The 20,805-nt window shown below is 57.6% G+C and carries 17 protein-coding genes and 2 tRNA genes; 12 read left to right on the top strand and 7 right to left on the bottom strand.

The genetic code is table 11. The features are described from left to right. Positions 1-50: 50 nt before the first annotated feature. Positions 51-1,403, bottom strand: a complete 1,353-nt coding sequence (dcuC, locus tag G5137_RS19745) for an anaerobic C4-dicarboxylate transporter DcuC (protein WP_421249971.1) — start codon at positions 1,401-1,403, stop codon at positions 51-53. A gap of 195 nt (positions 1,404-1,598) precedes the next feature. On the opposite strand from dcuC, the gene G5137_RS19740 reads away from it, so the two are divergent. Together G5137_RS19740 and G5137_RS19735 are read left to right on the top strand one after the other, a co-directional pair. Beyond that, positions 1,599-2,063 carry a hypothetical protein gene (locus G5137_RS19740; protein ID WP_421173185.1) on the top strand — a complete coding sequence of 155 codons (465 nt, stop codon included), beginning with the start codon at positions 1,599-1,601 and terminating at the stop codon, positions 2,061-2,063. A 183-nt stretch (positions 2,064-2,246) separates the two neighbouring features. Then, on the top strand, positions 2,247-2,843 hold the full coding sequence (locus G5137_RS19735) for a DUF922 domain-containing protein (RefSeq protein ID WP_216953506.1): 597 nt from the start codon (positions 2,247-2,249) through the stop codon (positions 2,841-2,843). Between the two features lie 108 nt (positions 2,844-2,951). Here G5137_RS19735 and mnmC read toward each other — a convergent pair whose 3' ends face one another. Further along, positions 2,952-4,970 (bottom strand): bifunctional tRNA (5-methylaminomethyl-2-thiouridine)(34)-methyltransferase MnmD/FAD-dependent 5-carboxymethylaminomethyl-2-thiouridine(34) oxidoreductase MnmC, encoded by a 2,019-nt coding sequence (gene mnmC / locus G5137_RS19730; RefSeq protein ID WP_421223801.1) that lies wholly within the window; start codon positions 4,968-4,970, stop codon positions 2,952-2,954. A 90-nt stretch (positions 4,971-5,060) separates the two neighbouring features. Here mnmC and fabB point away from each other — a divergent pair, with 90 nt between their 5' ends. Beyond that, positions 5,061-6,272, top strand: a complete 1,212-nt coding sequence (gene fabB / locus G5137_RS19725) for a beta-ketoacyl-ACP synthase I (protein WP_421255853.1) — start codon at positions 5,061-5,063, stop codon at positions 6,270-6,272. 299 nt (positions 6,273-6,571) lie between these two features. Here the strand turns inward: fabB and G5137_RS19720 are convergent, their stop codons facing one another. Continuing rightward, a complete protein-coding gene (locus G5137_RS19720; protein ID WP_005345980.1) occupies positions 6,572-8,257 on the bottom strand; it encodes an aspartate:alanine antiporter in 1,686 nt (561 codons plus the stop codon). Between the two features lie 773 nt (positions 8,258-9,030). Further along, positions 9,031-9,106, bottom strand: a tRNA-Asn gene (locus G5137_RS19715). Between the two features lie 133 nt (positions 9,107-9,239). On the opposite strand from G5137_RS19715, the gene uvrB reads away from it, so the two are divergent. The 3 genes from uvrB (at position 9,240) to G5137_RS19700 (ending at position 12,332) form a co-directional block, all read left to right on the top strand. Next, entirely contained in the window at positions 9,240-11,252 is a 2,013-nt protein-coding gene (gene uvrB, locus G5137_RS19710; protein WP_421255852.1) for an excinuclease ABC subunit UvrB, read from the top strand. Next, entirely contained in the window at positions 11,249-11,506 is a 258-nt protein-coding gene (locus tag G5137_RS19705; protein WP_005360976.1) for a YkvA family protein, read from the top strand. Before uvrB ends, G5137_RS19705 begins: the two co-directional genes overlap by 4 nt. Before the next feature lie 178 nt (positions 11,507-11,684). After that, on the top strand, positions 11,685-12,332 hold the full coding sequence (locus G5137_RS19700) for a DedA family protein (protein ID WP_158111158.1): 648 nt from the start codon (positions 11,685-11,687) through the stop codon (positions 12,330-12,332). 79 nt (positions 12,333-12,411) lie between these two features. Here G5137_RS19700 and dsbB read toward each other — a convergent pair whose 3' ends face one another. Then, positions 12,412-12,933, bottom strand: coding sequence for a disulfide bond formation protein DsbB (gene dsbB, locus G5137_RS19695; protein WP_005336895.1), 522 nt, complete (start codon positions 12,931-12,933; stop codon positions 12,412-12,414). Between the two features lie 98 nt (positions 12,934-13,031). Beyond that, the gene (nhaB, locus tag G5137_RS19690; protein ID WP_204419054.1) at positions 13,032-14,612 is read right to left on the bottom strand and encodes a Na(+)/H(+) antiporter NhaB; all 1,581 of its coding nucleotides are present in this window, start codon (positions 14,610-14,612) and stop codon (positions 13,032-13,034) included. 333 nt (positions 14,613-14,945) lie between these two features. Between nhaB and fadR the strand changes: the two genes are divergently transcribed. The 6 genes from fadR (at position 14,946) to G5137_RS19660 (ending at position 20,558) form a co-directional block, all read left to right on the top strand. Beyond that, positions 14,946-15,659: a fatty acid metabolism transcriptional regulator FadR gene (gene fadR / locus G5137_RS19685; RefSeq protein WP_026034983.1), complete on the top strand. Its 714-nt coding sequence runs from the start codon at positions 14,946-14,948 to the stop codon at positions 15,657-15,659. Between the two features lie 265 nt (positions 15,660-15,924). Further along, positions 15,925-16,065, top strand: coding sequence for a TIGR02808 family protein (locus G5137_RS19680; RefSeq protein ID WP_005345965.1), 141 nt, complete (start codon positions 15,925-15,927; stop codon positions 16,063-16,065). 188 nt (positions 16,066-16,253) lie between these two features. After that, positions 16,254-16,811 (top strand): YaeQ family protein, encoded by a 558-nt coding sequence (locus G5137_RS19675; RefSeq protein ID WP_005336887.1) that lies wholly within the window; start codon positions 16,254-16,256, stop codon positions 16,809-16,811. 12 nt (positions 16,812-16,823) lie between these two features. Continuing rightward, positions 16,824-17,708 (top strand): AEC family transporter, encoded by an 885-nt coding sequence (locus tag G5137_RS19670; protein ID WP_421255851.1) that lies wholly within the window; start codon positions 16,824-16,826, stop codon positions 17,706-17,708. A 266-nt stretch (positions 17,709-17,974) separates the two neighbouring features. Next, the gene (locus tag G5137_RS19665) at positions 17,975-18,439 is read left to right on the top strand and encodes a hypothetical protein (RefSeq protein ID WP_076491525.1); all 465 of its coding nucleotides are present in this window, start codon (positions 17,975-17,977) and stop codon (positions 18,437-18,439) included. Positions 18,440-18,722: 283 nt separating this feature from the next. Further along, positions 18,723-20,558, top strand: a complete 1,836-nt coding sequence (locus G5137_RS19660; protein WP_227342775.1) for a sigma 54-interacting transcriptional regulator — start codon at positions 18,723-18,725, stop codon at positions 20,556-20,558. 170 nt (positions 20,559-20,728) lie between these two features. On the opposite strand, the gene G5137_RS19655 is transcribed toward G5137_RS19660, so the two are convergent. After that, a tRNA-Val gene (locus G5137_RS19655) sits at positions 20,729-20,805 on the bottom strand.

The raw sequence follows: 20,805 nt of genomic DNA, 5'->3' as shown, positions 1-20,805 counted from the left end.
CAAAGGAGGGGGAGGATACCAGCCCGGCAGGGTGCCGGGCTGGTCAGCGATCAGGCGGGTACCATGATCTGGGTGGCGACGATCACCACCAGCAGGCCGACGGCGACCGGCATACTGGTGCGCTTGACCACCTCGAACGGCGAGAGCTTGCCCATCCCGGCACAGGCGACCACCACCCCGGAGACCGGAGAAATGGTGCGACCCAGGTTGGAGGCTTGCAGCATCGGGATCACCAGATAGGCCGGGTTGATGCCAAGGCTGCTGGCCAGGTTGGGGATCAACTCCACGAAGGCGTAGAAGGGGGCATTACCCGAACCGGTGGTGAAGGCGGCCAGGGTGGTGATCACCACCAGTGACAGCATCATGATCAGGCCGCCGGAACCGAGATCCTGCGCGTGAGCAAGCAGGGTGTCGATAAAGCCGATGGTCATCAGACCCTGGGCGAAGACGCCAGCACCGACCAGCAGCATGACCACACCGGCAAAGGCATCAGCCATGTTGCGCCAGCAGACCTGCAGACCGTCCAGCAGCTCCTTGCCATTGCGGATCCGCACGAGCTCCAGCAGGCTGGCCAGCACCATGCACATGACGATGATGGTGACGATATCCAGCTGCGGACCCCATTTGCCGTCAAATACCAGCACCCCGATGATGGGGGTAAAGGGCAGGATGGCGTAGAAGGCAGGCGCAGTCGTCACCAGGTCACCCGGGGCGACCGGCTCGTTGTGCTCACCGGATTTTTGATCAAGGTAGCGCTGCCAGAAGAAGTGGGTCACCGCCATACAGGCGATCGCCACCAGCGAGATGGGCAGGGTCAGCTTGAAGGCAAAATCCAGCAGCGGCATGTTGGCGGCCTGAGCAGCCATCACCACGTCCCCTGAGGTCGGTGCCAGAATGATAGCGGCTGGCGAGGCGCACACGGCCGCAGCCGCGCCACGGGAGATCCCCATGTTGACCATCAGCGGGAACAGGGTGGCCATCAGCAGCACGCCGAGGCCGGTAGCGGAGCTCACCGCCAGCGACATGGCGCAGGCCACCAGATAGGCAGCCACCAGCAGGATATAGGGGGATTTGATGATGCCGAGCGGTTTGCTGGCCAGCTTGACCAGAATGGTGTTGGCGCCGATATGGCTCATGTAGCCGGCGAAGCCACAGAGCACCATGATCAGCATCCCCAGTCCACCGCCACGATCATTGAGCAGGAAGCGGACGTATTCGAAGATATCGGTTGCGAGATAACCGGTGCTGACCACCTTGCTCGGCAATACCGGCTTGCCCATCATGGCGGTGATGACCAGCAGCAGCAAGCCGCCGCTCAGCAGCACCCCGGTTGCGGAGTATCCTTTGAAAATGGCACGGCCCACCACCAGGGTGACCAGGGTGCCAACAATGAGTTCCAGCATATGTTGCCTTCTGATTGGATGAGAGTGGAAGGAGTCTATTCCGATAGGGGTAGAGTGGCGACTGGAAACAGGATGTTGTGTGAGCTAAATCAACGTTTAACCCCATGAACAGAATTAAAGAAAGGTAAAGGTACTTTACCCAGCGGGTTTGGCTACCTACCCTTGCCAGCCTTGGTTGTCTTTTGAGGCTTTTATATGGTGATTGGTGATTTTTCAGGCATTAAACGCTCTCTTTTCCTGCTCGCGATGCTATTTTCACCTACTTGCGTGTTTGCGGTAACCAATGACGGTTTTCATCAAACCGGTCCTCATCAGGCGGTCGCCATGCGGCGTCTCATGGCTCCTCACTCTTACGGCGTACTGGTGGTTGCCGAGGGGAACAAAGCCCGTTTTGCCGCGCTGGCATCCAAAACCACCGAAGCAAACTGTCTGGCCCGTCATGCCATCCGGGTAGATGGGGTCGCGTTGCTGGTCACCCCGAGATTTTATGCCAAAGAGGGAAAACGGGGACTTTGCGAGCTGTGGCTCAATGAGGGGGCAGATCAGGACTTTTTTGCCAACCGTCTTAAAAATGATCATTTCATTCAGATAGATGGTCATGACATCAATGTGAAAAACTATCACCTCGACTGGCAGCGCATCAGTCGTCCTGCTCAATAAAAATACAGTTTCATCCTTGTGCCATACTTTGCTCACGCAACCTGTGAGCTTGCTCTGATTTCTGGGCTCATCATTGTATTGCGCCGCCTCTTGGTCACACATAGGCTATACCCGTCATCTGTGTGGCGGTGGGTTTCACCAAGGTTGGTACTCCGCCCGTGCAATCAAGGAAGGTAGTCTGGCATGGTCAGCAAGGTTTATGGAGTAGTGGGGAGCGTGCTGTTGCTGTTGCCCCTGATGAGTCAGGCTCAGCCGAGCCGGCCGCAAGTGGTGCCAGAGTCCCGCATCAATGTCCGTTTTTATGAGGTAAGTGCTGCCCAGCCAGATCAACTGGCACGCGCCATTGCTCAGAGTGCCCCCAAGGTGAATGGCAAGCCTGTGCTCGGCAAGGCGAGTTATCAGGTGGACTGGCAGCTGGAAACCGACCAGTTGCCGGGGCGTTGCCAGCTCAAACGGGTAACGGTAACGACTCATGCCACTGTATTGTTGCCCCGCTGGCGTCAGAGTTCGGAGGGGAGTGACCCTGCTCGCCAGCGCTGGGGTCGGCTGCTCTCCAGCATGTTTGACTATGAATCCCGTTTCAAAGAGATGGTGCTGCAAGGCGGAAATCAGGTGGGCGGGGCGATTGCGGCACTACCAGGCCATGCAGATTGCCAGGCGTTGCGCTATGCCGCCTGGGCTGCGGGCAGTGGCGAATTGAACAAGGTTAAGGCACGGGTAGACGATTTCCAGCGTCAGACGGGTTACGGCGAACAGCTCGGGGTGCATTGGCCCAAGTGAACGCTGTCTGGAGGTGCGAAGCCCTGCCAAACCCGGTCAATATGGCACGATTCAACATCTGAAATGGCCGCCCATCGGGCGGCCATTTCATTGCAGACAGCGCCAAGTTTAGACCAGCGCCTTGCCTTTGAGCAGCTTGCGTACCCAGTAGCGGGCCGGGTGGAGCGCTTCCAGCAGATCGGCTGCCAGCGGCAGGGGCTCACCGCAGATCTCGCTGGCGAGCAGCTCGCCACAGAGCGGCGCCGAGCAGAGACCCCGCGAACCGAGCGCCCCCAGCACATAGAGGCCGGGGTGAAGGGGGAGCGGCTGGGCGTTGTGCTGTTCATGCTGCAGCTGCACATAATGATCCGCCAGACCTTGCAATCTGGCCACTGGCCCCACCACCGGCAGGTGATCCCGGCTGGCACAACGCACCCCCACGCGCGCCTCGTTGCCGCTCACATCCACCTCGGCGGGCCAGGTTTGCTCCGGCAGGCAGGCTTGCAAGCGCACCTGATTCTGGATTTGCTCCTCGGCACGAAACTCAAGGCTGCTCTGGTTACGGCCATAGCTGGCACCAATACAGTGTTGATCGTTGTGCATTGGCGTGAGGTAGCCATCGTAGCAGAGCACGGTATTAAGCCGGCTCAGGCTGGTTGAGGTCGGCACATGGCTTACCTGACCGCGTACCGGATAGAGCGGCAGCTCGGCAAAGGGGAGCAGTGATGGCAACTGGTGACCGGCGGCGACCACCAGATTGGGGGCCTGCCAGTGGCGGCCATCCTGGCTTTTTATTTGCCAGCCATCGGCCAGTTCAGTAATAGCGACCACCTCGGTATTGAACGCCACCTCAAGCAGCCCGCTGGCTTGCGCTTCTTTGATAGCTGCGTGGGTGAGATCGGCCGGACAGAGCCAGCCTCCCAGCGGGTAACTGACGCCGCTGTGGCCACAGGGCAGGCCAACCACCTGCTCTACCTCTGCTGTAGAGAGGGGATACATCAGCTCGGGGGGGAAGGGGCCCTGGCTCATTTTCGCCAGCTTGGCTGCCGATTTGTCGTCATAACCGAGCTGGGTTACCCCGCACAGTGCAAAAGCGATGGGATGTTGCGCGGCCAACGCCAGTAGCCGTTGGCGGGCATAGCCAAAAGCGAGCGAATAGAAGCGTGACAGGGCATCGTGCTCGCCGTTGAGCAGCGGATAGAGCGCGCCCTGGCGGTTGCCGGAGGCGCCGGTGGCCGGTTCGCCATCTGCACACAACAACGTCACCTTGCGGCCCCGCTCCACCAGAGAGAGCGCCGTCATGGCCGAGGCAATGCCGCCGCCGATGATCACTACCTCGCCAGCGCGTCCGGCAGGACGGGCATACCAAGGGGCTATGGTCTGCTGCGGCTGCTTGTCGGTGCGATCCCCCACCAGCATCTCCCGCTTGCTACCGTGGCCCTTCACCTTCTTCATGGCAAAACCGGCGGCAATCAGGCCGCGACGGACAAAACCGGCACAGGTAAAGGTGGCGATGGAGCAATCGGGACGGGCGAGGCGAGCGAGACTATCAAACAGCTCCTGTGTCCACATCTCCGGGTTCTTGGCTGGGGAGAAACCATCCAGATACCAGGCATCCACCAGCCCCTCTGCCCGGTGAGGCACTTGCGGCAGCATATCCTTGATGTCGCCAAACCAGAGATCGAGGCGAATGCGGCCACCCGTAAAATGCAGGCGGTGGCAACCGGAAACCGGCAGTGGCCACTGGGCGACAAGATCCTGGCTCAAGTGGCCAAGTTCAGGCCAGGCGGCCAGCGCCTTGCGCAGATCGTCTTGGGTCAGGGGGTATTTCTCGAAACTGATGAAGTGCAGACGGGAGCCGTTACCGGATTGGGGCGCCTGTTCCAGGAAGGCTTGCATTGTCGCCAGAAAGTTAAGACCTGTGCCGAAACCTGTTTCACCTATCACGAAACTGTCACTATCGTGGTGCGAAAATCGCGCAGGTAGCCGGTTTTGCTGCAAAAAGACGTAGCGGGTTTCACTTAGACCGTTATCATTGGAAAAGTACACATCCCCGAAGTCACTGGAGACAGGAGTTCCCGCTTCATTCCAGTCCAATCGGGCATGATGTAAGGATGTTTGACTCACGTTTTCCTCGGCTCGCGTCACAAAATCGCGGGCATTCTACGTGAAAGCAGACCAGTTTGGCAGCCGAAAGCGGGTAGACTTGGCGCCAGTTTTTCCAGACGAGATGAATTAATGAGAAGAGCAGTGATCACCGGTATCGGCGTCATCTCCAGTATCGGCAACAACAAGGAAGAAGTGCTGGCCTCCCTGAAAGCAGGTAAATCCGGCATCACCTATTCCGAGCAGTTCGAGCGGCACAATCTGCGCAGCCGTGTCTGGGGTAACATCAAACTCGATCCGTCTGAACTGATCGACCGTAAAGTCATGCGTTTCATGGGCGACGCTGCGGCCTACGCCTATCTCTCCATGCAGCAGGCCATTGAAGATGCCGGTCTGGCGGAAGATCAGGTCTCCAACGAGCGTACCGGCCTGGTGGTCGGTTCAGGTGGTGCCTCCGGCAAGAACACTTCGGAATCTGTGGACATCGCCCGCGAGAAAGGGGTCAAGCGTGTGGGCCCTTACATGGTGCCGCGCACTATGTCCTCCACAACCTCTGCTTGCCTGGCGACCCCGTTCCAGATCAAGGGTGTCAATTACTCCATCAGTTCAGCTTGCGCCACCTCTGCTCACTGCATCGGTCACGCGCTTGAGCTGATCCAGCTTGGCAAACAGGATGTGGTCTTCGCCGGTGGCGGTGAAGAGCTGGACTGGTCCTCTACCATCCAGTTTGACGCCATGGGGGCCCTCTCCACCAAGTACAACGACATGCCGGAAAAAGCCTCCCGTACCTATGATGCGAATCGCGATGGTTTCGTTATCTCCGGTGGCGGCGGCATCCTAGTGATCGAAGAGCTGGAACATGCGCTGGCCCGTGGTGCTCACATCTATGCCGAGCTGACCGGTTACGGTGCTACCTCCGATGGCTATGACATGGTCGCGCCGAGCGGCGAAGGCGCGGTGCGTTGCATGAAGATGGCAATGCAGGGGGTTGGCAAGGTTGATTACATCAACACCCACGGTACCTCCACCCCGGTTGGCGATACCAAGGAGCTGGAAGCCATCCAGACTCTGTTTGGTGCCAACGGTCCCAAGATCTCTGCCACCAAGGCGATGACCGGCCATGCGCTCGGCGCTGCCGGCGTGCACGAGGCTGTCTACTCACTGCTGATGATGGAGCACGGCTTTATCGCTCCCAGCATCAACATCGAGACTCTGGACGAGAAGGCCGAAGGTCTGCCCATCGTGCGCGAGTACGAAGAGGCCGAGCTCAACACCGTCATGTCCAACAGCTTCGGCTTTGGCGGTACCAACGCCTCCCTGGTGTTCAGCAAGTTCAAAGCATGATTATCCGGTTGATATGAAAAAAGCGCCTCAGGGCGCTTTTTTTGTTTCCGTGATCTGCCATCACTCATTGCAGAGCAGAGCAGAGCAGAGCAGAGCAGAGCAGAGCAGAGCAGAGCAGAGCAGAGCAGAGCAGAGCAGAGCGTCAACCATTGTAGGATAGGGGGCAGAGTTCAGCGCTGATGGTTGGTGTCAGGTGAGATCACACCAATAAGCCTGCTTCGCATCTTGGGAGAAAGGCAGATAGCAAGAAGGGAGCCTGAGGCTCCCTTCTTTGTTAGCGGTAATTTGATGGTTACTGGTTAGAACCAGAAGCCGATAATAAAGGAGCCTGCCAGCGTCAGCATCACGTTGGCCACCGCATAGGTACCTGCGTAGCCAAGCGCCGGAATGGAGCTGTTGGCGGCCTCGTTGACCACATCCATGGCGGGGGCGCAGGTACGGGCACCAGTGATGGCGCCGAGCAGCAGCGCCGGGTTCATTTTCAATACCCAGACCCCGAACAGATAACCGACAAGCACCGGCAGGGTAGTGACCAACATGCCGGAGAAGAGCACTACGGCACCCACTTCGCTCAGGTGATCCAGAATGCCGCCACCCGCCTTGAGGCCGGTGCTCACCATAAAGACCGCAAGACCGAGATCCTTGGCCAGTCGCAGGGCTCCGGGCGGTACGTAACCCACGGTGGGGTGGTTGGCCCGCAGATACCCCATCAGAATACCAGCCAACAGCAGACCGACGGCGTTGCCGAGGCCAAATTCAATCTGGCCGAACACAAGCGAGACGGAGCCGATCAGCAAGCCGAGCACGAAGAAGGTGGTGAAAGCCACTAGATCTGTGGTCTGGCTGTGGATACTGATAAAGCCGATCTTGTTGGCCAGCAGTTTGACCCGCTGTTTCTCGCCGCTGATCTGCAGCACATCGCCTTTTTGCAACATGATGTTGCGATCGAACGGCATCTCGATTTGGGAGCGTACCACCCGGTTGAGGAAGCACCCTTTCTCGGTGAGGTTGAGCTCCACCAGATGGCGGCCGACCACGGCGTCGTTTTTCACCACTATCTCTTCGGTGACGATCTGCAGGTCGAGCAGGTTGCGATCAAATACCTCTTTACCGTTGCGGTAGTTGACGTCCAGTTTCTCGTGGCTCTCGGGATAGCCCACCAGGGCGATCTCGTCCCCTTCCTGAATGACGGCATCCCCATCGGGACTGGCGAGAATACCGTTGCGGCGGATCCGCTCAACATAGCAGCCGGTATGGGGGTAGATGCCGGTCTCCCGCAGGGTACGGCCACCGATCCAGGCTGCCAGTTCGGGGCCAACCCGATAGGCGCGGATGATGGGTAGATAGGTCTTGCGACTGTCGCTGTCGGAGAGACCCCGCTCACGGGCGATCTTTTGCGCTTCGGTATTGAGATCGAGTCGTGCCAGTGACGGGAGATAGCGCACCACCAGCATCAGACCCACCAGACCCACCAGATAGGTCAGGGCGTAGCCGATGCCCATGTTGTCGAGTACCGCCTGCATATCGGTTTGATGGGGCAGGTTGAGCAGACCACTGCGCAGGGCATCCTGTGCACCCACCAGCGCCGGGGTCGATGTGAGGGAACCCGCCAGGATCCCCGCCGCCATGCCCGGCCCCAGATTGAAGAACTTGGCCAGCCCCACTGTCAGCAGCAGAGCTGTCAGCAAGATCACCAGAGTCAGGGTGATGTAGTGGATGCCATCGCGCAGGAAGACGCTGAAGAAGTGGGGGCCAGCCTCAATCCCCACACAGAAGATGAACAGCATAAAGCCGACGTTTTCTGTGGTGGCAGTAAACTCGAAGCCCATCTGGCCAAACAGCAGGGCGGTAAACAGCACACCTATGGTGTTGCCAATCTGGAAGTTGCCAATCCGCACTTTGCCAAGCAGCAGGCCGAAGGCCAATACCACGAAGAGCAGCAGGGAGTCGCTTTGATGCAGCAGTGTCACAAAATCTATAGTCATGCCCGGAAAAACCGAGGAAAAAAGTGGGGCCGATATTGTGCCGTATCTATCACTAATAAAGAAGCATAAGGGGGGATTAATCGGAAGTTATCGGACGCTATTTAATGAGCAGGCGGCGGGATAAGGGGAGCATCGGAAAAAAGCAGGTGATTTTTGCTCTCCTTCCCGTTGTCAATTAGTGAAACATGCTGGTTGCAGCCGGGCTTGCACTGTCATGGGTGAGATTTTAGATTCTGCTGTCTAGCGCTTCGCCACAGATCGGTTTCAGCAGATTCAACCTGGGGCTCTCTTGGTCGTAAAAGAGTCAAATGACGAGATACTAGCGTCATTCCCATATGGGGAAAGGGCTGGCAAAAAGATATCTCCGGAAAGTGCCAATAGAGCCTGTTAATCAACAGTTACAGAGGGTGGGACAAAACAGAATAAAATCAGGTTAGCCTGTAAAATGGTCTCCTGTTGCAGGGGATAACAGGCAATCCCGCGTCCTGACAGGGCTTGCTGCACTTACCCACAGAATCTGTGGATAACCCTGTTTATGAAACTTGTTCATCGCCCTGAAAGCCGCGCCAGTACTGGGATGCAAGGGCTGTTCAAAAAATACCGGAAGAAAAATGTTTGTATAAAAATCAAATAGTTAGATGCGACAGGAGAAAACTCTGTCGAGCCGGGACGGGTAACAAAAGGGAGCGTCAGCAGCAAGAAGGATCTTGTGCATTAAAATTGGCTGGAGAGGGCACTAAAGTGGATAACTTGCACCGAGATGGTGAGGAATTTGGCTCCCCCGACTGGACTTGAACCAGTGACATACGGATTAACAGTCCGCCGTTCTACCGACTGAACTACGGGGGAACATCAGGCAAGGAGGAGCATCATACAGAAGGTGTCCTGGGTGGTCAAGCCATTCGCGGGATGATGGCACGGGTGTACCGCTGCCAAACCCTCGGTTACACTGCTCCTCTGCTGTTTTGTGTCGGGAGTGTTCATGAGCAAATTGTTCAAGTTAGCCAGCCAGTTTCAACCCGCCGGGGATCAGCCCGCGGCGATTGCCCAACTGCTGGATGGCATCGAGTCGGGGCTGGCTCATCAGACCCTGCTAGGGGTGACTGGTTCGGGCAAGACCTTCACCATGGCCAACGTCATCGCCACCTTGAACCGCCCGACCATGATCCTGGCTCCCAACAAGACCCTGGCCGCCCAGCTCTATGGTGAAATGAAGGAGTTCTTCCCCGATAACGCGGTGGAGTATTTCGTCTCCTACTACGACTATTACCAGCCCGAAGCCTATGTGCCGACCACCGACACCTTTATAGAGAAGGATGCCTCCATCAACGATCACATCGAGCAGATGCGATTGTCCGCCACCAAGGCTCTGCTGGAGCGGCGCGACGTGGTGATCGTTGCTTCGGTGTCGGCCATCTATGGTCTGGGGGATCCCCAGGCTTATCTGAGCATGATGCTGCATCTCAAAGTGGGGGATGTGATCAACCAGCGGGATATCCTGCGCCGTCTCGCCGAGCTGCAGTACACCCGTAACGACATGGCGTTCCAGCGCGGCACCTTCCGGGTGCGCGGTGAAGTCATCGATATTTACCCTGCCGAATCTGACAAGCTGGCGCTGCGGGTAGAGCTGTTTGATGAAGAGGTGGAGCGCCTCTCCCAGTTCGATCCCCTGACCGGCGCTATCGAGCAGACGGTAGTGCGCTACACCATCTACCCCAAGACCCACTACGCCACCCCGCGCGAGACCATTCTGGGGGCCATAGAGCATATCAAGGAGGAGCTGCGCAGTCGCCGCGAGCAACTGTTGTCTCTCAACAAGTTGGTGGAGGAGCAGCGCATCAGCCAGCGCACCCAGTTCGACATGGAGATGATGCAGGAGCTGGGTTACTGCTCTGGCATAGAGAACTACAGCCGCTACCTCTCCGGCCGTGCGCCGGGGGAGCCGCCGCCCACCCTGTTTGACTACCTGCCAGGGGATGGCCTGCTCATCATCGATGAGTCCCACGTCACGGTGCCGCAGATTGGCGCCATGTTCAAAGGGGACCGCTCCCGCAAGGAGACCCTGGTGGAGTACGGCTTCCGGCTCCCCTCGGCGCTGGACAACCGGCCACTCAAGTTCGACGAATTTGAAGCGCTGATGCCGCAGACGGTGTTTGTCTCGGCGACTCCCGGCCCCTACGAGCTGGAGAAATCCGGCGGCGATGTGGTGCAGCAGGTGGTGCGCCCAACCGGCCTGCTCGATCCGGAGATCGAGGTGCGTCCGGTGACCACGCAGGTGGACGATCTCCTCTCCGAGATCCGCAAGCGGGTCGCCGTCGAGGAACGGGTGCTGGTCACGACCCTGACCAAGCGGATGGCGGAAGACTTGACCGAGTATCTGGCGGAGCACGACGTCAAGGTGCGCTATCTCCACTCTGATATCGACACGGTCGAACGGGTGGAGATCATCCGCGATCTGCGCCTTGGCAAGTTCGATGTGCTGGTGGGCATCAACCTGCTGCGGGAAGGTCTCGACATGCCGGAGGTGTCGCTGGTGGCGATTCTGGATGCGGATAAAGAGGGCTTCCTGCGCTCGACCCGCTCGCTGATCCAGACCATCGGCCGGGCGGCGCGTAACCTCAACGGCAAGGTCATTCTCTACGGCGATACCATCACCAACTCGATGAAGGTAGCCATTGAGGAGACCGAGCGGCGCCGCGCCTTGCAGCATGCCCATAACCTCAAGCATGGGATCACCCCCAAAGGGCTCAACAAATCCATTGGCGATGTGATGGACATGGGAGGCAGCCGCACGGCAGGCCAACCTGGCAAGGGGATGCGCAAGGCAGCCGAGCCGCAAGGGGAATACCATGTCCGCTCTGCCAGCGAGATTGCCAAAGAGATCAAGCGGATGGAGGAGCAGATGTTCCAACATGCCCGGGATCTGGAGTTCGAACAGGCGGCGGCACTGCGGGATCAGATCCAGCGGCTGCGCAGCGAGTTGATCGAATCATGAGCCGTAAACGCTGGCTGATTTGGCAACGACTTCGTCGTCTCTATCAGGGCTTTCGCCATCCCGGTACCCCCTGGTGGGCAAGGGGACTGGTGATCCTTATCCTGCTCTATGGCATCAGTCCGGTGGATCTTATCCCCGACGTGGTGCCCTTGCTGGGTTGGTTCGATGATGTGACCCTGCTGCTGGTGTTGCTATGGGGCTGGGAGCGTTGCCTGCCCCCTGCAGTGCGCAGCGATCTGGAACAGGCCTCCTAGTTCACCTTTTCAACACCATACTCGGCTTCTCTCTTTATGCTCCCACCCTCGAAGGAAGCGGAAAAACGGTTTCATTTGAAGGTGGGCACAGCAGGATGAAAAAGAGGCTGGCCCGGTGATTGTCGCCCGGATGGCATTGGCGTAGACTCCACGCCGTTCACTTTATGGGTATGGAAAAATGGATCTGATCCTCTTTGCAATCGACTTTATCCTGCACGTTGATGTGCATTTGAAAGAGCTGTTCGAGAACTATGGCGTCTGGGTTTACGCCATCCTGTTTCTGATCATCTTCTGTGAAACCGGGTTGGTAGTGACGCCGTTCCTGCCGGGTGACTCCCTGCTGTTTGCCGCCGGTGCGCTTACCGTGGGCAGCGTGCTGGACGTCCATACCCTGGCGGTCGTGCTGATCATTGCTGCCGTGCTGGGCAATGTGGTCAACTACACCATTGGTCACTTCTTTGGCGAGCAGCTGTTCCGCAACCCGGATTCAAAAATCTTCCGCCGCGACTATCTGGAGAAGACCCACGCTTTCTATGCCAAACATGGTGGCAAGACCATCATCATCACCCGTTTCCTGCCTATCGTGCGTACCTTTGCGCCGTTCGTGGCAGGGATGGGGGCCATGACCTATCCGCGCTTCCTGGCGTTCAACCTGGTTGGCGGCCTGCTGTGGGTGCTGTCGTTCGTCTATGCGGGCCACTTCTTTGGCAACCTGCCGGTGGTGCGTCACAACTTTACCCTGCTGATCTTCGGCATCATCGGTATTTCCCTGTTGCCCATGGTAATTGGCGCGGTCAAGGCCAAGATGAGCACTGCCAGGGCGTAACCAGAAATACGGTCAGCCAGAACGAGAAAGGGGGGAGCCATCATGGCTCCCCCCTTTTATCTCCACACGGCCATGATGATCAGTTGCAGCAACGCCCTTTCACCAGATTGCCGATGGCCACTACGGTGAAGACCAACAGGTAAGCGGCGAAGATGACGACCAGCCACTGGGGCATGGAGTAACCGAAGAACTGCCAGGTGATCTGGGCACAATCCCCTTCCGGCATAAAGAGCCAGGGGAGCCACTGATCGAGCGGAGCCCAGCTCGGGAAGTCGGCAAACGGGCTGCAGACGTTGAACGGGGAGGGGTTGACCTGATAGTCCACATGCTTGAGGGCCAGCTGGAAGCCGCGGAAGGCACTGTAGCCCCACAGCAACATGGCACTCCAGCGAACATACCACTTATCCGGCGCCACCATGCCGAGCAGTCCAGCGGCCAGCACACCCAGGGTCGCCAACCGTTCGTAAACACACATCACGCACGGGGAGAGGCCCAGCACATGCTGGAAGAAGAGGGCGCACAACTCGAGGAACAGGGCTGATGCTGCCAACAGACCCCAGGCCAGCCGATGGGCGGCGATACGGCGGAGAAACTCGATCATCTCATTGATCTCTCAGAAAAAACAGTGGCTGAATTAGAGCAGAGCGGAACCGAAAAGAAAAGGGCCCTGAAAGGGCCCTCGGAAACCGTCGCAACGGATTAATGCAGTGCCGGCTGTACCGCTGGCAACGCACTCTCCATCACCAGCCATCCGTGCTGATAGAACCACTCAGTGGCAGGACCAAGCAGCAATTCGACAGAGAAAAAGCCGATCAGCCCCAGCACCAATGTGTAGGGCAGCGCCATCCAGACCATGCGGCCATAGGAGAGGCGCAGCAGCGGCGCCAATGCCGAGGTGAGCATAAACAGGAAGGCGGCCTGACCATTGGGGGTGGCGACCGATGGCAGGTTGGTACCTGTGTTGATGGCTACCGCCAGCAGATCGAACTGGGCGCGGTCAATGGCGCCATTGAGCAGGGCAGTCTTGACTTCGTTGATGTAGACGGTTCCGACAAAGACGTTGTCACTGACCATGGAGAGCACCCCATTGGCCAGATAGAAGAGAGCCAGCTGGTTCTCCGGCTTGGCAGCCAGTACCAGCTGGATCACCGGCTTGAACAGCTGCTGATCGATGATGACGGCGACCACGCTGAAGAAGACCGCCAGCAGGGCGGTGAAGGGGAGTGCCTCCTGGAAGGCTTTACCCAGCGAGTGCTCCTCGGTGATCCCGGTCAGGGAGGTGGCCAGCACGATGACCGAGAGGCCAATCAGACCAACGGCTGCCAGGTGCATGGCCAGACCGACGATCAGCCAGACCGCAATCAATGCCTGAACGATCAGCTTGGCCTTGTCTTGCGGGCTGCGTTTTGCCTCTTCGTAGCGGTTGTACTCCTCCATGATGGCGCGCACTGTGTCCGGCAAGCGGGCGCCATAGCCAAACCAGCGAAACTGCTCCACCAACACGCAGGTCAGCAGACCGCAGATAAAGACGGGGACGGTCACGGGGGACATGCGAATGGCAAATTCGGCGAAGTTCCAGCTGGCTTGCTCGCCGATGATGAGGTTTTGCGGCTCGCCCACCAGGGTGCAGACACCGCCCAACGCGGTCCCGATAGCGGCATGCATCATCAGGCTGCGCAGGAAGGCACGAAAATCGTCGAGATCCTGGCGATTGAGCTCGGCGACTTCCTTATCATCGGTATGGTCATGGCTGTGACCAAACTCCTTGCCGGAAGAGACCTTGTGATAGATGGCATAGAAACCGGTGGCAACGCTGATCACCACGGCAATGACCGTCAGTGCATCGAGAAAAGCTGACAGGAAGGCGGAGACCAGACAGAAGGAGAGGGAGAGCAGGATCTTGGAGCGAACGCCGATCAGCAGCTTGGTGAAGACATAGAGTAGCAGCTGCTTCATGAAATAGATGCCTGCCACCATGAACACCAGCAACAGCAGCACTTCGATATTGGCGACCAGCTCGTGTTTGACCTGATCGGCGGAGGTCATGCCGATCAACACGGCTTCGATCGCGAGCAGACCACCCGGTTGCAGGGGGTAGCACTTGAGGGCCATGGCCAGGGTGAAGATAAACTCAACGACCAGTAACCAGCCCGCAATGAAAGGATCAAGGTGGAAGGCGATCGGATTGATCACCAGAAATAGCAAGATGGCGCTTTTATACCACTGTGGTGCATTGCCCAAGAAGTTCTTGGCGAATGCCTGCCCTAGGCTTATTGGCATGATAATGGGTCTCAACTTTGTTGTTAGGATCTGCTTCTATGCAGTCAAGGATGATTCGACCTGTGCCTCCCGATGTTGGCCTTTATCTGTCTGATTCCTCGTGATTTTAATCAAAAAGCGTGACGATTATAAATGATAGCCGATGGATCTCTGCCCATCTGTCTGTTTTATAACCACCTTGTCGGGGTTGGCTGGCTCCCTCGTGGCGATTAGATACATATTCCCAACACTATATTTGCCATATGTGAGCAGAGGACTGACCTTATGCTTGCCAGCCATCATCGCTTTGATATCATTCGTCAGCCTTTTTACGCATTACAACAGAGTCAATTCATGGTTATAAAAGCGCAGAGCCCAGCTGGGTTTGCCGAGGAATACATCATCGAGTCCATCTGGAACAATCGCTTTCCTCCCGGATCTATTCTGCCCGCCGAGCGTGAATTATCCGAGTTGATCGGGGTGACGCGGACTACCTTGCGCGAAGTGCTGCAGCGACTGGCCCGTGATGGCTGGTTGACCATACAGCATGGCAAGCCGACCAAGGTGAACAATTTCTGGGAAACCTCCGGCCTCAATATTCTGGAGACGTTGGCCCGTCTGGATCAGGACAAGGTACCTGATCTGATAGCTCAGCTGCTCTCAGCCCGTACTCACATCTGCACCATCTTTATTCGCGGGGCGATCCGTCACAATCCGGAACAGGCCGCCGAGATCCTGCGTGGCGCCGATGGGGTCGAGAACAACGCACAGGCTTATGCCGAGTTCGATTATCGCCTGCACCACCAGCTGGCGTTTGCTTCCGGCAATCCGATCTACGCCCTGATCCTGAACGGTTTCAAAGGGTTGTACAGCCGGGTCGGCAGCTACTACTTCTCCGACAAGCAGGCTCGCGAGACCGCAGATGCCTACTACAAGACTCTGCTCAATCTGGCCGAGACCAAGAACCACGAAGCCGTGTTCATGACGGTGCGTCAGTACGGTATCGAGTCCGGCAAGCTGTGGACCCGCCTGCGTCAGGACATGCCAAGCGATCTGTGCGACAACTGATCCCTTGTCTGTGCTTTCCAAGAAACGCGCCATCCGGCGCGTTTTTTTATTCTGCCGTGTTTGTGTCTATCCTAGATTGGTGATGGTAATTGCTTGAACTGCATGGATATTTGGCCAAAAATCTTGATCTAGCGCAAATGAACCCTGCATTTATCACTTTGGTGGCATAGGACCCAACCGCTGATTGAGGTCAAATGGAGGCATCAAGAGCGGAGCCAATATCCGCCAGAAGGAACACACCTTTCACCGGATGAAGGACACAACAATGAGTCTTCTTGAACACACCATCTGGACAGTACTGGGATACGGGGCCATGCCCTTTATCTTTCTGAGCGGATTCGTGGCGGTGGCAGTGACCTGTTGCATGCTGCTGAACGCGTTCGGGGTACAGTCCGCCGAGAAGTGAGTCGCTTCTCATGCCGCCAAATGCCAGTCTTCGGACTGGCATTTGTTTTTTGTGTTTTTTAAAGCACTTATCCCGGCAGGGAAGGGGAAATCTTTGGTCAGGATGGTCGAACCTGCCGCCGATTTTGATTACACTGGCGCCCGTATTTCCCACTCACCCTTCTCTAATCCAGGTGTTCAAGGTTTTCTATGGCTCTCAAGGCAACCGTATTCAAGGCCCAGATCAGTTTGTCTGATATGGATCGCAATCTGTATCAGGACTTCTCCCTCACGCTGGCGCGCCACCCCTCCGAAACCGATGAGCGGATGATGATCCGGCTGGCGGCCTTTGCCTGGCACGCTGCCGAGCGACTGGAGTTCACCAAGGGATTGAGCGCCGATGACGAACCCGAGCTCTGGTGCAAGAACTACTCGGACGAAATTGAGCTCTGGATCGAGCTGGGCCAACCCGATGAAAAACGGCTCAAAAAAGCCTGCAACCGCGCCCGTCAGGTGGTGCTCTATCTCTACGGCGGTCGTGGCACCAGCGTCTGGTGGAAGCAGAACCAGGGCAAGCTGAGCCAGCATGACAACCTCAGCATCATCGAACTCTCCGACAGCCAGACTCTGCCGCTGACCGCCATGGTCGAGCGAACCATGCAGCTCACCTGCACTATCTCCGATGGTCAGCTCTGGGTCAGTAACGGCGCACTGGAAGTGACGTTGGATCCGGTGGTGCTGATGGGCAAACCGGCCCGCGAACTGTAACGGACGCAGCCCATGTTCAGCGCCTTGCTCAATATCGTCATTCCGGTGTTCGGTGTGGTCGGGCTCGGTGCACTCTACGGGCGATTGCGACCGGGGGCTGCGCTCGGTTACGTCAATCGGGCCAATATCGAGCTGTTTACCCCGGCGCTGGTCTTCTCCGCGCTGGTCAAGTATCCGCTGGCGCTGGCGGAGCATCTGCCGCTGATTGCGGCGGGGGCGCTGGTTATCCTGTTACCCGGTCTGCTGCTCGCGCTGCTCAAACTCAAAGGGATTGAGCGGGCAGCGCTGATCTTGCCCGCTATGTTCCGAAATACCGGCAATCTCGGTATCCCCTTGATGGTGCTGGCGTTTGGCGAGCAGCAATTGGGGGCCATCGTGATCCTCTTTGTGCTCTCCAATCTGCTGCACTTTTCGGTCGGCATGTTTATCCTCTCGGCCAATACCTCCCGCTGGCTGTGGCTGTGCAGCCCTGTGTTGTGGGCCGCGCTGGCCGGTTTGCTGGTGGCCAACCTGCACATTGCGCTGCCGGAATATGTGGTGACCACGGCCTCGCTGCTCGGCCAGATCTCGGTGCCCCTGATGCTCTTTGCGCTGGGCATTCGCCTGATGGAGGGAGAGCTTGATCACCTTGGCCTCGCGCTCAAGTGCAACCTGCTCTATCTGTTGGCGGGGGGATTGTCGCTGCTGCTGGCGATCTGGCTGTTGCCGCTCAAGACGGAGTGGATCCCGCTGTTGATGTTGTCGGTTTCCTTGCCCCCTGCGGTCTTGAATTACATGCTCTGCGAGCAGTATCACTGTCAGCCGGACAAGGTGGCCAGTATCGTGCTCGGCGGCAATGCCCTCTCTGTGCTGGTGATCCCGCTAGCGGTTTGGTTGGCACTTCATCTGCCTGGCTAAGTCAGATTGCATCGCTGCGGCGGTGCGACTCACTGGTCAATTGCTTGATCGAACCGAGTCACAGTCGTTCGCATCTCATCCTTGCAGGGGAAAGTTAGCCTATCAGGATCAGCAAGCTCTTCCATGCCATCTCTGTCCATCATTGCCTCCGTAATATATCTGTCGTCCCCGTATCCGGCCCCAGAGCCCCGGGCCTAACGGCGACAGCTATAGTATGAAAAAGAGCTGACTGACACTGTTCAACCAATGCCAGTGAGGGAAACCGGATGAGTACAAGTGAGCAATCTGATCCTGTTGGGCAGGCAAAATCGCGCTATGACCCGGCATTGCCTACCGGTTATGACTGGCGCAGACACCGCCGTTTTATCCTCAGTGGTGGTGGTTACAAGGCAGAATGCAGCCGTCGCAACTGGTTTCTGGAGTTGCTCAATCCGGTACCCTATGTGGTAGTGCGCGACATAGCCATCGGCGGCATCGGTATTCTGGGGGCCATACGGCTGAAAGAGGGGGATGAGTTGGTGATTGCCATTCCCTCTGGCGAGAAGCTGCGCGGTCTGGTCGTGAGATCCCAGCCAGACCCGCTCTTTCCCAAACTCTATCGCACCGGTATTCGTCTGCATCGATATCCGACGGCCGAGCTGTTTGCCCGCTGGCAAAGTTACATTCAGCCGCAAGATAAAGCGGATTTCGACCATGAGTGTCAAGTCTTGAAACAGGTACGTGGCGCGTGAGCCAAATGCCATTTCAGTGGCTGTTTTCCCCACCTTCAGCATGATTTGTCGATGGATTCCGCAGATCAGCAGGCTTGGCTGAACCGAGTGGTTTATCTTGCTGCATGTGTTTTCATCTTTATGTTTTTATTGAATTTTATCTGTGCCTCTGAAGTCACGGAGGATACGGATCATTTTCCCTTTTCGTGATCCCCCCCGAAGTAGTTCCCCCTGATATCCCTTAGTATCTGGCCAGCATGACTCCCTTTAGGGGGAGGATAACAAGAACAAAAAGGAATGATGGATGAGATCCGTGAGCAACCAGTGTCTGTTGATGCAGATCCAGCCGACCATCTTGCGCTTTGCCAAGATGCTGGCGAGTGTGCTGCAGCTTGAGGTCGAGATTGTGGATGCCGATATGGTTCGGGTGGCTGGCACCGGGCCTTATGGCAAGTTCTTCGGACGTCAGCTGGAGGGGGATTCCCGCTTGCTGCGCTATGTGATTGATAACCAGCGGGAGAAGATCGTTACCCACACCAGCGATGATCCCGTGTGTGACGGCTGTACCTGCAAGGAGAGCTGCCGTGAGCGCGCCTTCCTCGGGGTGCCCATCATGGTGGACGAGCGCTGCATCGGCGTGATCAGTCTGGTGGCCTTCAGCGACGAGCAGCAGGCGCGCCTCAACAACAATCTGCAGGATGTATGTGACTATGTGCGCCACATCTCCACCATCTTTGTAGCCAAGTTGCTCGATTCACGCGGGCTGTCGGACGGGGTCAACAAGGTGTTCCTCAATCTGATGACCAACATGGATCAGGGTTGCCTGCTGCTCGATGAGAAGAGTCAACTGCTCTACGCCAACGAGGTGGCACTCCATCATCTGGGTTGCCAGCAGGAACAGCTGCAGGGGCGCGAAGTGGGGATCCGCCCGCTCACCTTCTCCCAACAGGGGCTCAGTGGTCATCTTCAGCACATCATCACCTTTGAAGGTCGTCAGGAGCTGATCATCGGCCAGCTACATCATGTGCAGGGCCAGCAGCTCTTTCTGATGGCGTTTCACCAGTCCCACTCCGGTCAGGTTCAGGAGCCGGATCCGGATGTGCGGATCGATCAGCTGATCGGCGAGAGCAAGCCGATGCGCACCCTCAAGCGACTGCTGCACCGCATCGCCCAGAGCCCCTCCAGCGTGCTGATTTGTGGCGAGAGCGGCACCGGTAAAGAGGTGGTGGCCCGCGCTGTCCATCGCCTGAGTCCGCGTCAGGACAAGCCGTTCATCGCCATCAACTGCGCCGCCATTCCCGAACAACTGCTGGAGAGCGAGCTGTTTGGCTATGTGAAGGGCTCCTTTACCGGCGCTTCCAGCGGTGGCAAACAGGGCCTGATCCAGGCGGCCCATCAGGGCACCCTGTTCCTCGACGAGATTGGCGACATGCCGCTGACCATGCAGGCCAAGCTGCTGCGGGTGCTGGAGCTGCGGGAGGTGACTCCCATCGGGGCCAGCCGGCCGGTGCCGGTGGATATTCGTATCATCGCCGCCACCCACCAGCATCTCGATCAATACATCGCCGAGGGGAAGTTTCGTGAAGATCTCTACTACCGCATCAACGTCATCCCCCTCAACCTGCCGCCACTGCGGGAGCGGGAAGGGGACGTGGAGCTGCTGACCCACTACTTCCTCAACCTGCACACCAGCCGCATTGGCATCGTCTATCCTGGTCTGGCACCCGAGGTGATGGCGCTGCTCAAGGGGTATCGCTGGCCGGGCAACGTCCGTGAGCTCAGCAACCTCATCGAATATCTGGTCAACGTCAGCCAGGCGGGCGAGGTGATTGACGCCAGCCTGCTGCCCCCCAACATTATCCGCAATCAGGAGCCCCATCGCGTGGCGGCCCAGTCGATCCCGGTGACCAATCTGGATGCGGCGTTCAATGTACCTGCCACTGTTCCGCTCGCTGCCACGCCGGAGAAACTGCCTGAACCCGTTCCGGGTGAGAGCGGCCTTGAGAGCATGGAGAAACAGATGATAGAAGAGACCCTGCAGCGGCTCGGCAACAAGAAACTGGCCGCACAGGCGCTGGGGATTGGGATTGCCACCCTCTATCGCAAGATAAAGAAGTACGAGATTGCCGTGCAGAGCTGAGGCGCTGGCGGCATCTATCCGGCCCGTGTCGTTTATCGGATGACACGGGTTTTTTATGGGAACAAGGCTCTGCGCCATTGCCGAATTGTGCTGAACGGATTGGCGGGGCAGGGGAGTGGCTGCATGGCAGAATGCAAAAAGCCCGCTCGATGAGCGGGCTTTTTATAATCTGGTGCGTCCTAGTGGATTCGAACCACCGACCCCCACCATGTCAAGGTGATGCTCTAACCAGCTGAGCTAAGGACGC

The sequence above is a fragment of the Aeromonas sp. 600282 genome (assembly GCF_049175755.1).
Lineage (GTDB): Bacteria > Pseudomonadota > Gammaproteobacteria > Enterobacterales > Aeromonadaceae > Aeromonas > Aeromonas veronii_A.
This window is presented reverse-complemented; position numbering and strand designations above follow the sequence as displayed.

Bases quoted from the DNA above. Each gene is read 5' to 3' on its own strand.
- G5137_RS19670 (WP_421255851.1), top strand. From the start codon at position 16,824: ATGTTCAGCGCCTTGCTCAATATCGTCATTCCGGTGTTCGGTGTGGTC.
- G5137_RS19680 (WP_005345965.1), top strand. From the start codon at position 15,925: ATGAGTCTTCTTGAACACACCATCTGGACAGTACTGGGATACGGGGCC.
- G5137_RS19660 (WP_227342775.1), top strand. From the start codon at position 18,723: ATGAGATCCGTGAGCAACCAGTGTCTGTTGATGCAGATCCAGCCGACC.
- G5137_RS19740 (WP_421173185.1), top strand. From the start codon at position 1,599: ATGGTGATTGGTGATTTTTCAGGCATTAAACGCTCTCTTTTCCTGCTC.
- G5137_RS19720 (WP_005345980.1), bottom strand. From the start codon at position 8,257: ATGACTATAGATTTTGTGACACTGCTGCATCAAAGCGACTCCCTGCTG.
- G5137_RS19665 (WP_076491525.1), top strand. From the start codon at position 17,975: ATGAGTACAAGTGAGCAATCTGATCCTGTTGGGCAGGCAAAATCGCGC.
- fabB (WP_421255853.1), top strand. From the start codon at position 5,061: ATGAGAAGAGCAGTGATCACCGGTATCGGCGTCATCTCCAGTATCGGC.
- dsbB (WP_005336895.1), bottom strand. From the start codon at position 12,933: ATGATCGAGTTTCTCCGCCGTATCGCCGCCCATCGGCTGGCCTGGGGT.
- fadR (WP_026034983.1), top strand. From the start codon at position 14,946: ATGGTTATAAAAGCGCAGAGCCCAGCTGGGTTTGCCGAGGAATACATC.
- G5137_RS19705 (WP_005360976.1), top strand. From the start codon at position 11,249: ATGAGCCGTAAACGCTGGCTGATTTGGCAACGACTTCGTCGTCTCTAT.
- G5137_RS19735 (WP_216953506.1), top strand. From the start codon at position 2,247: ATGGTCAGCAAGGTTTATGGAGTAGTGGGGAGCGTGCTGTTGCTGTTG.
- uvrB (WP_421255852.1), top strand. From the start codon at position 9,240: ATGAGCAAATTGTTCAAGTTAGCCAGCCAGTTTCAACCCGCCGGGGAT.
- nhaB (WP_204419054.1), bottom strand. From the start codon at position 14,612: ATGCCAATAAGCCTAGGGCAGGCATTCGCCAAGAACTTCTTGGGCAAT.
- G5137_RS19675 (WP_005336887.1), top strand. From the start codon at position 16,254: ATGGCTCTCAAGGCAACCGTATTCAAGGCCCAGATCAGTTTGTCTGAT.
- G5137_RS19700 (WP_158111158.1), top strand. From the start codon at position 11,685: ATGGATCTGATCCTCTTTGCAATCGACTTTATCCTGCACGTTGATGTG.
- dcuC (WP_421249971.1), bottom strand. From the start codon at position 1,403: ATGCTGGAACTCATTGTTGGCACCCTGGTCACCCTGGTGGTGGGCCGT.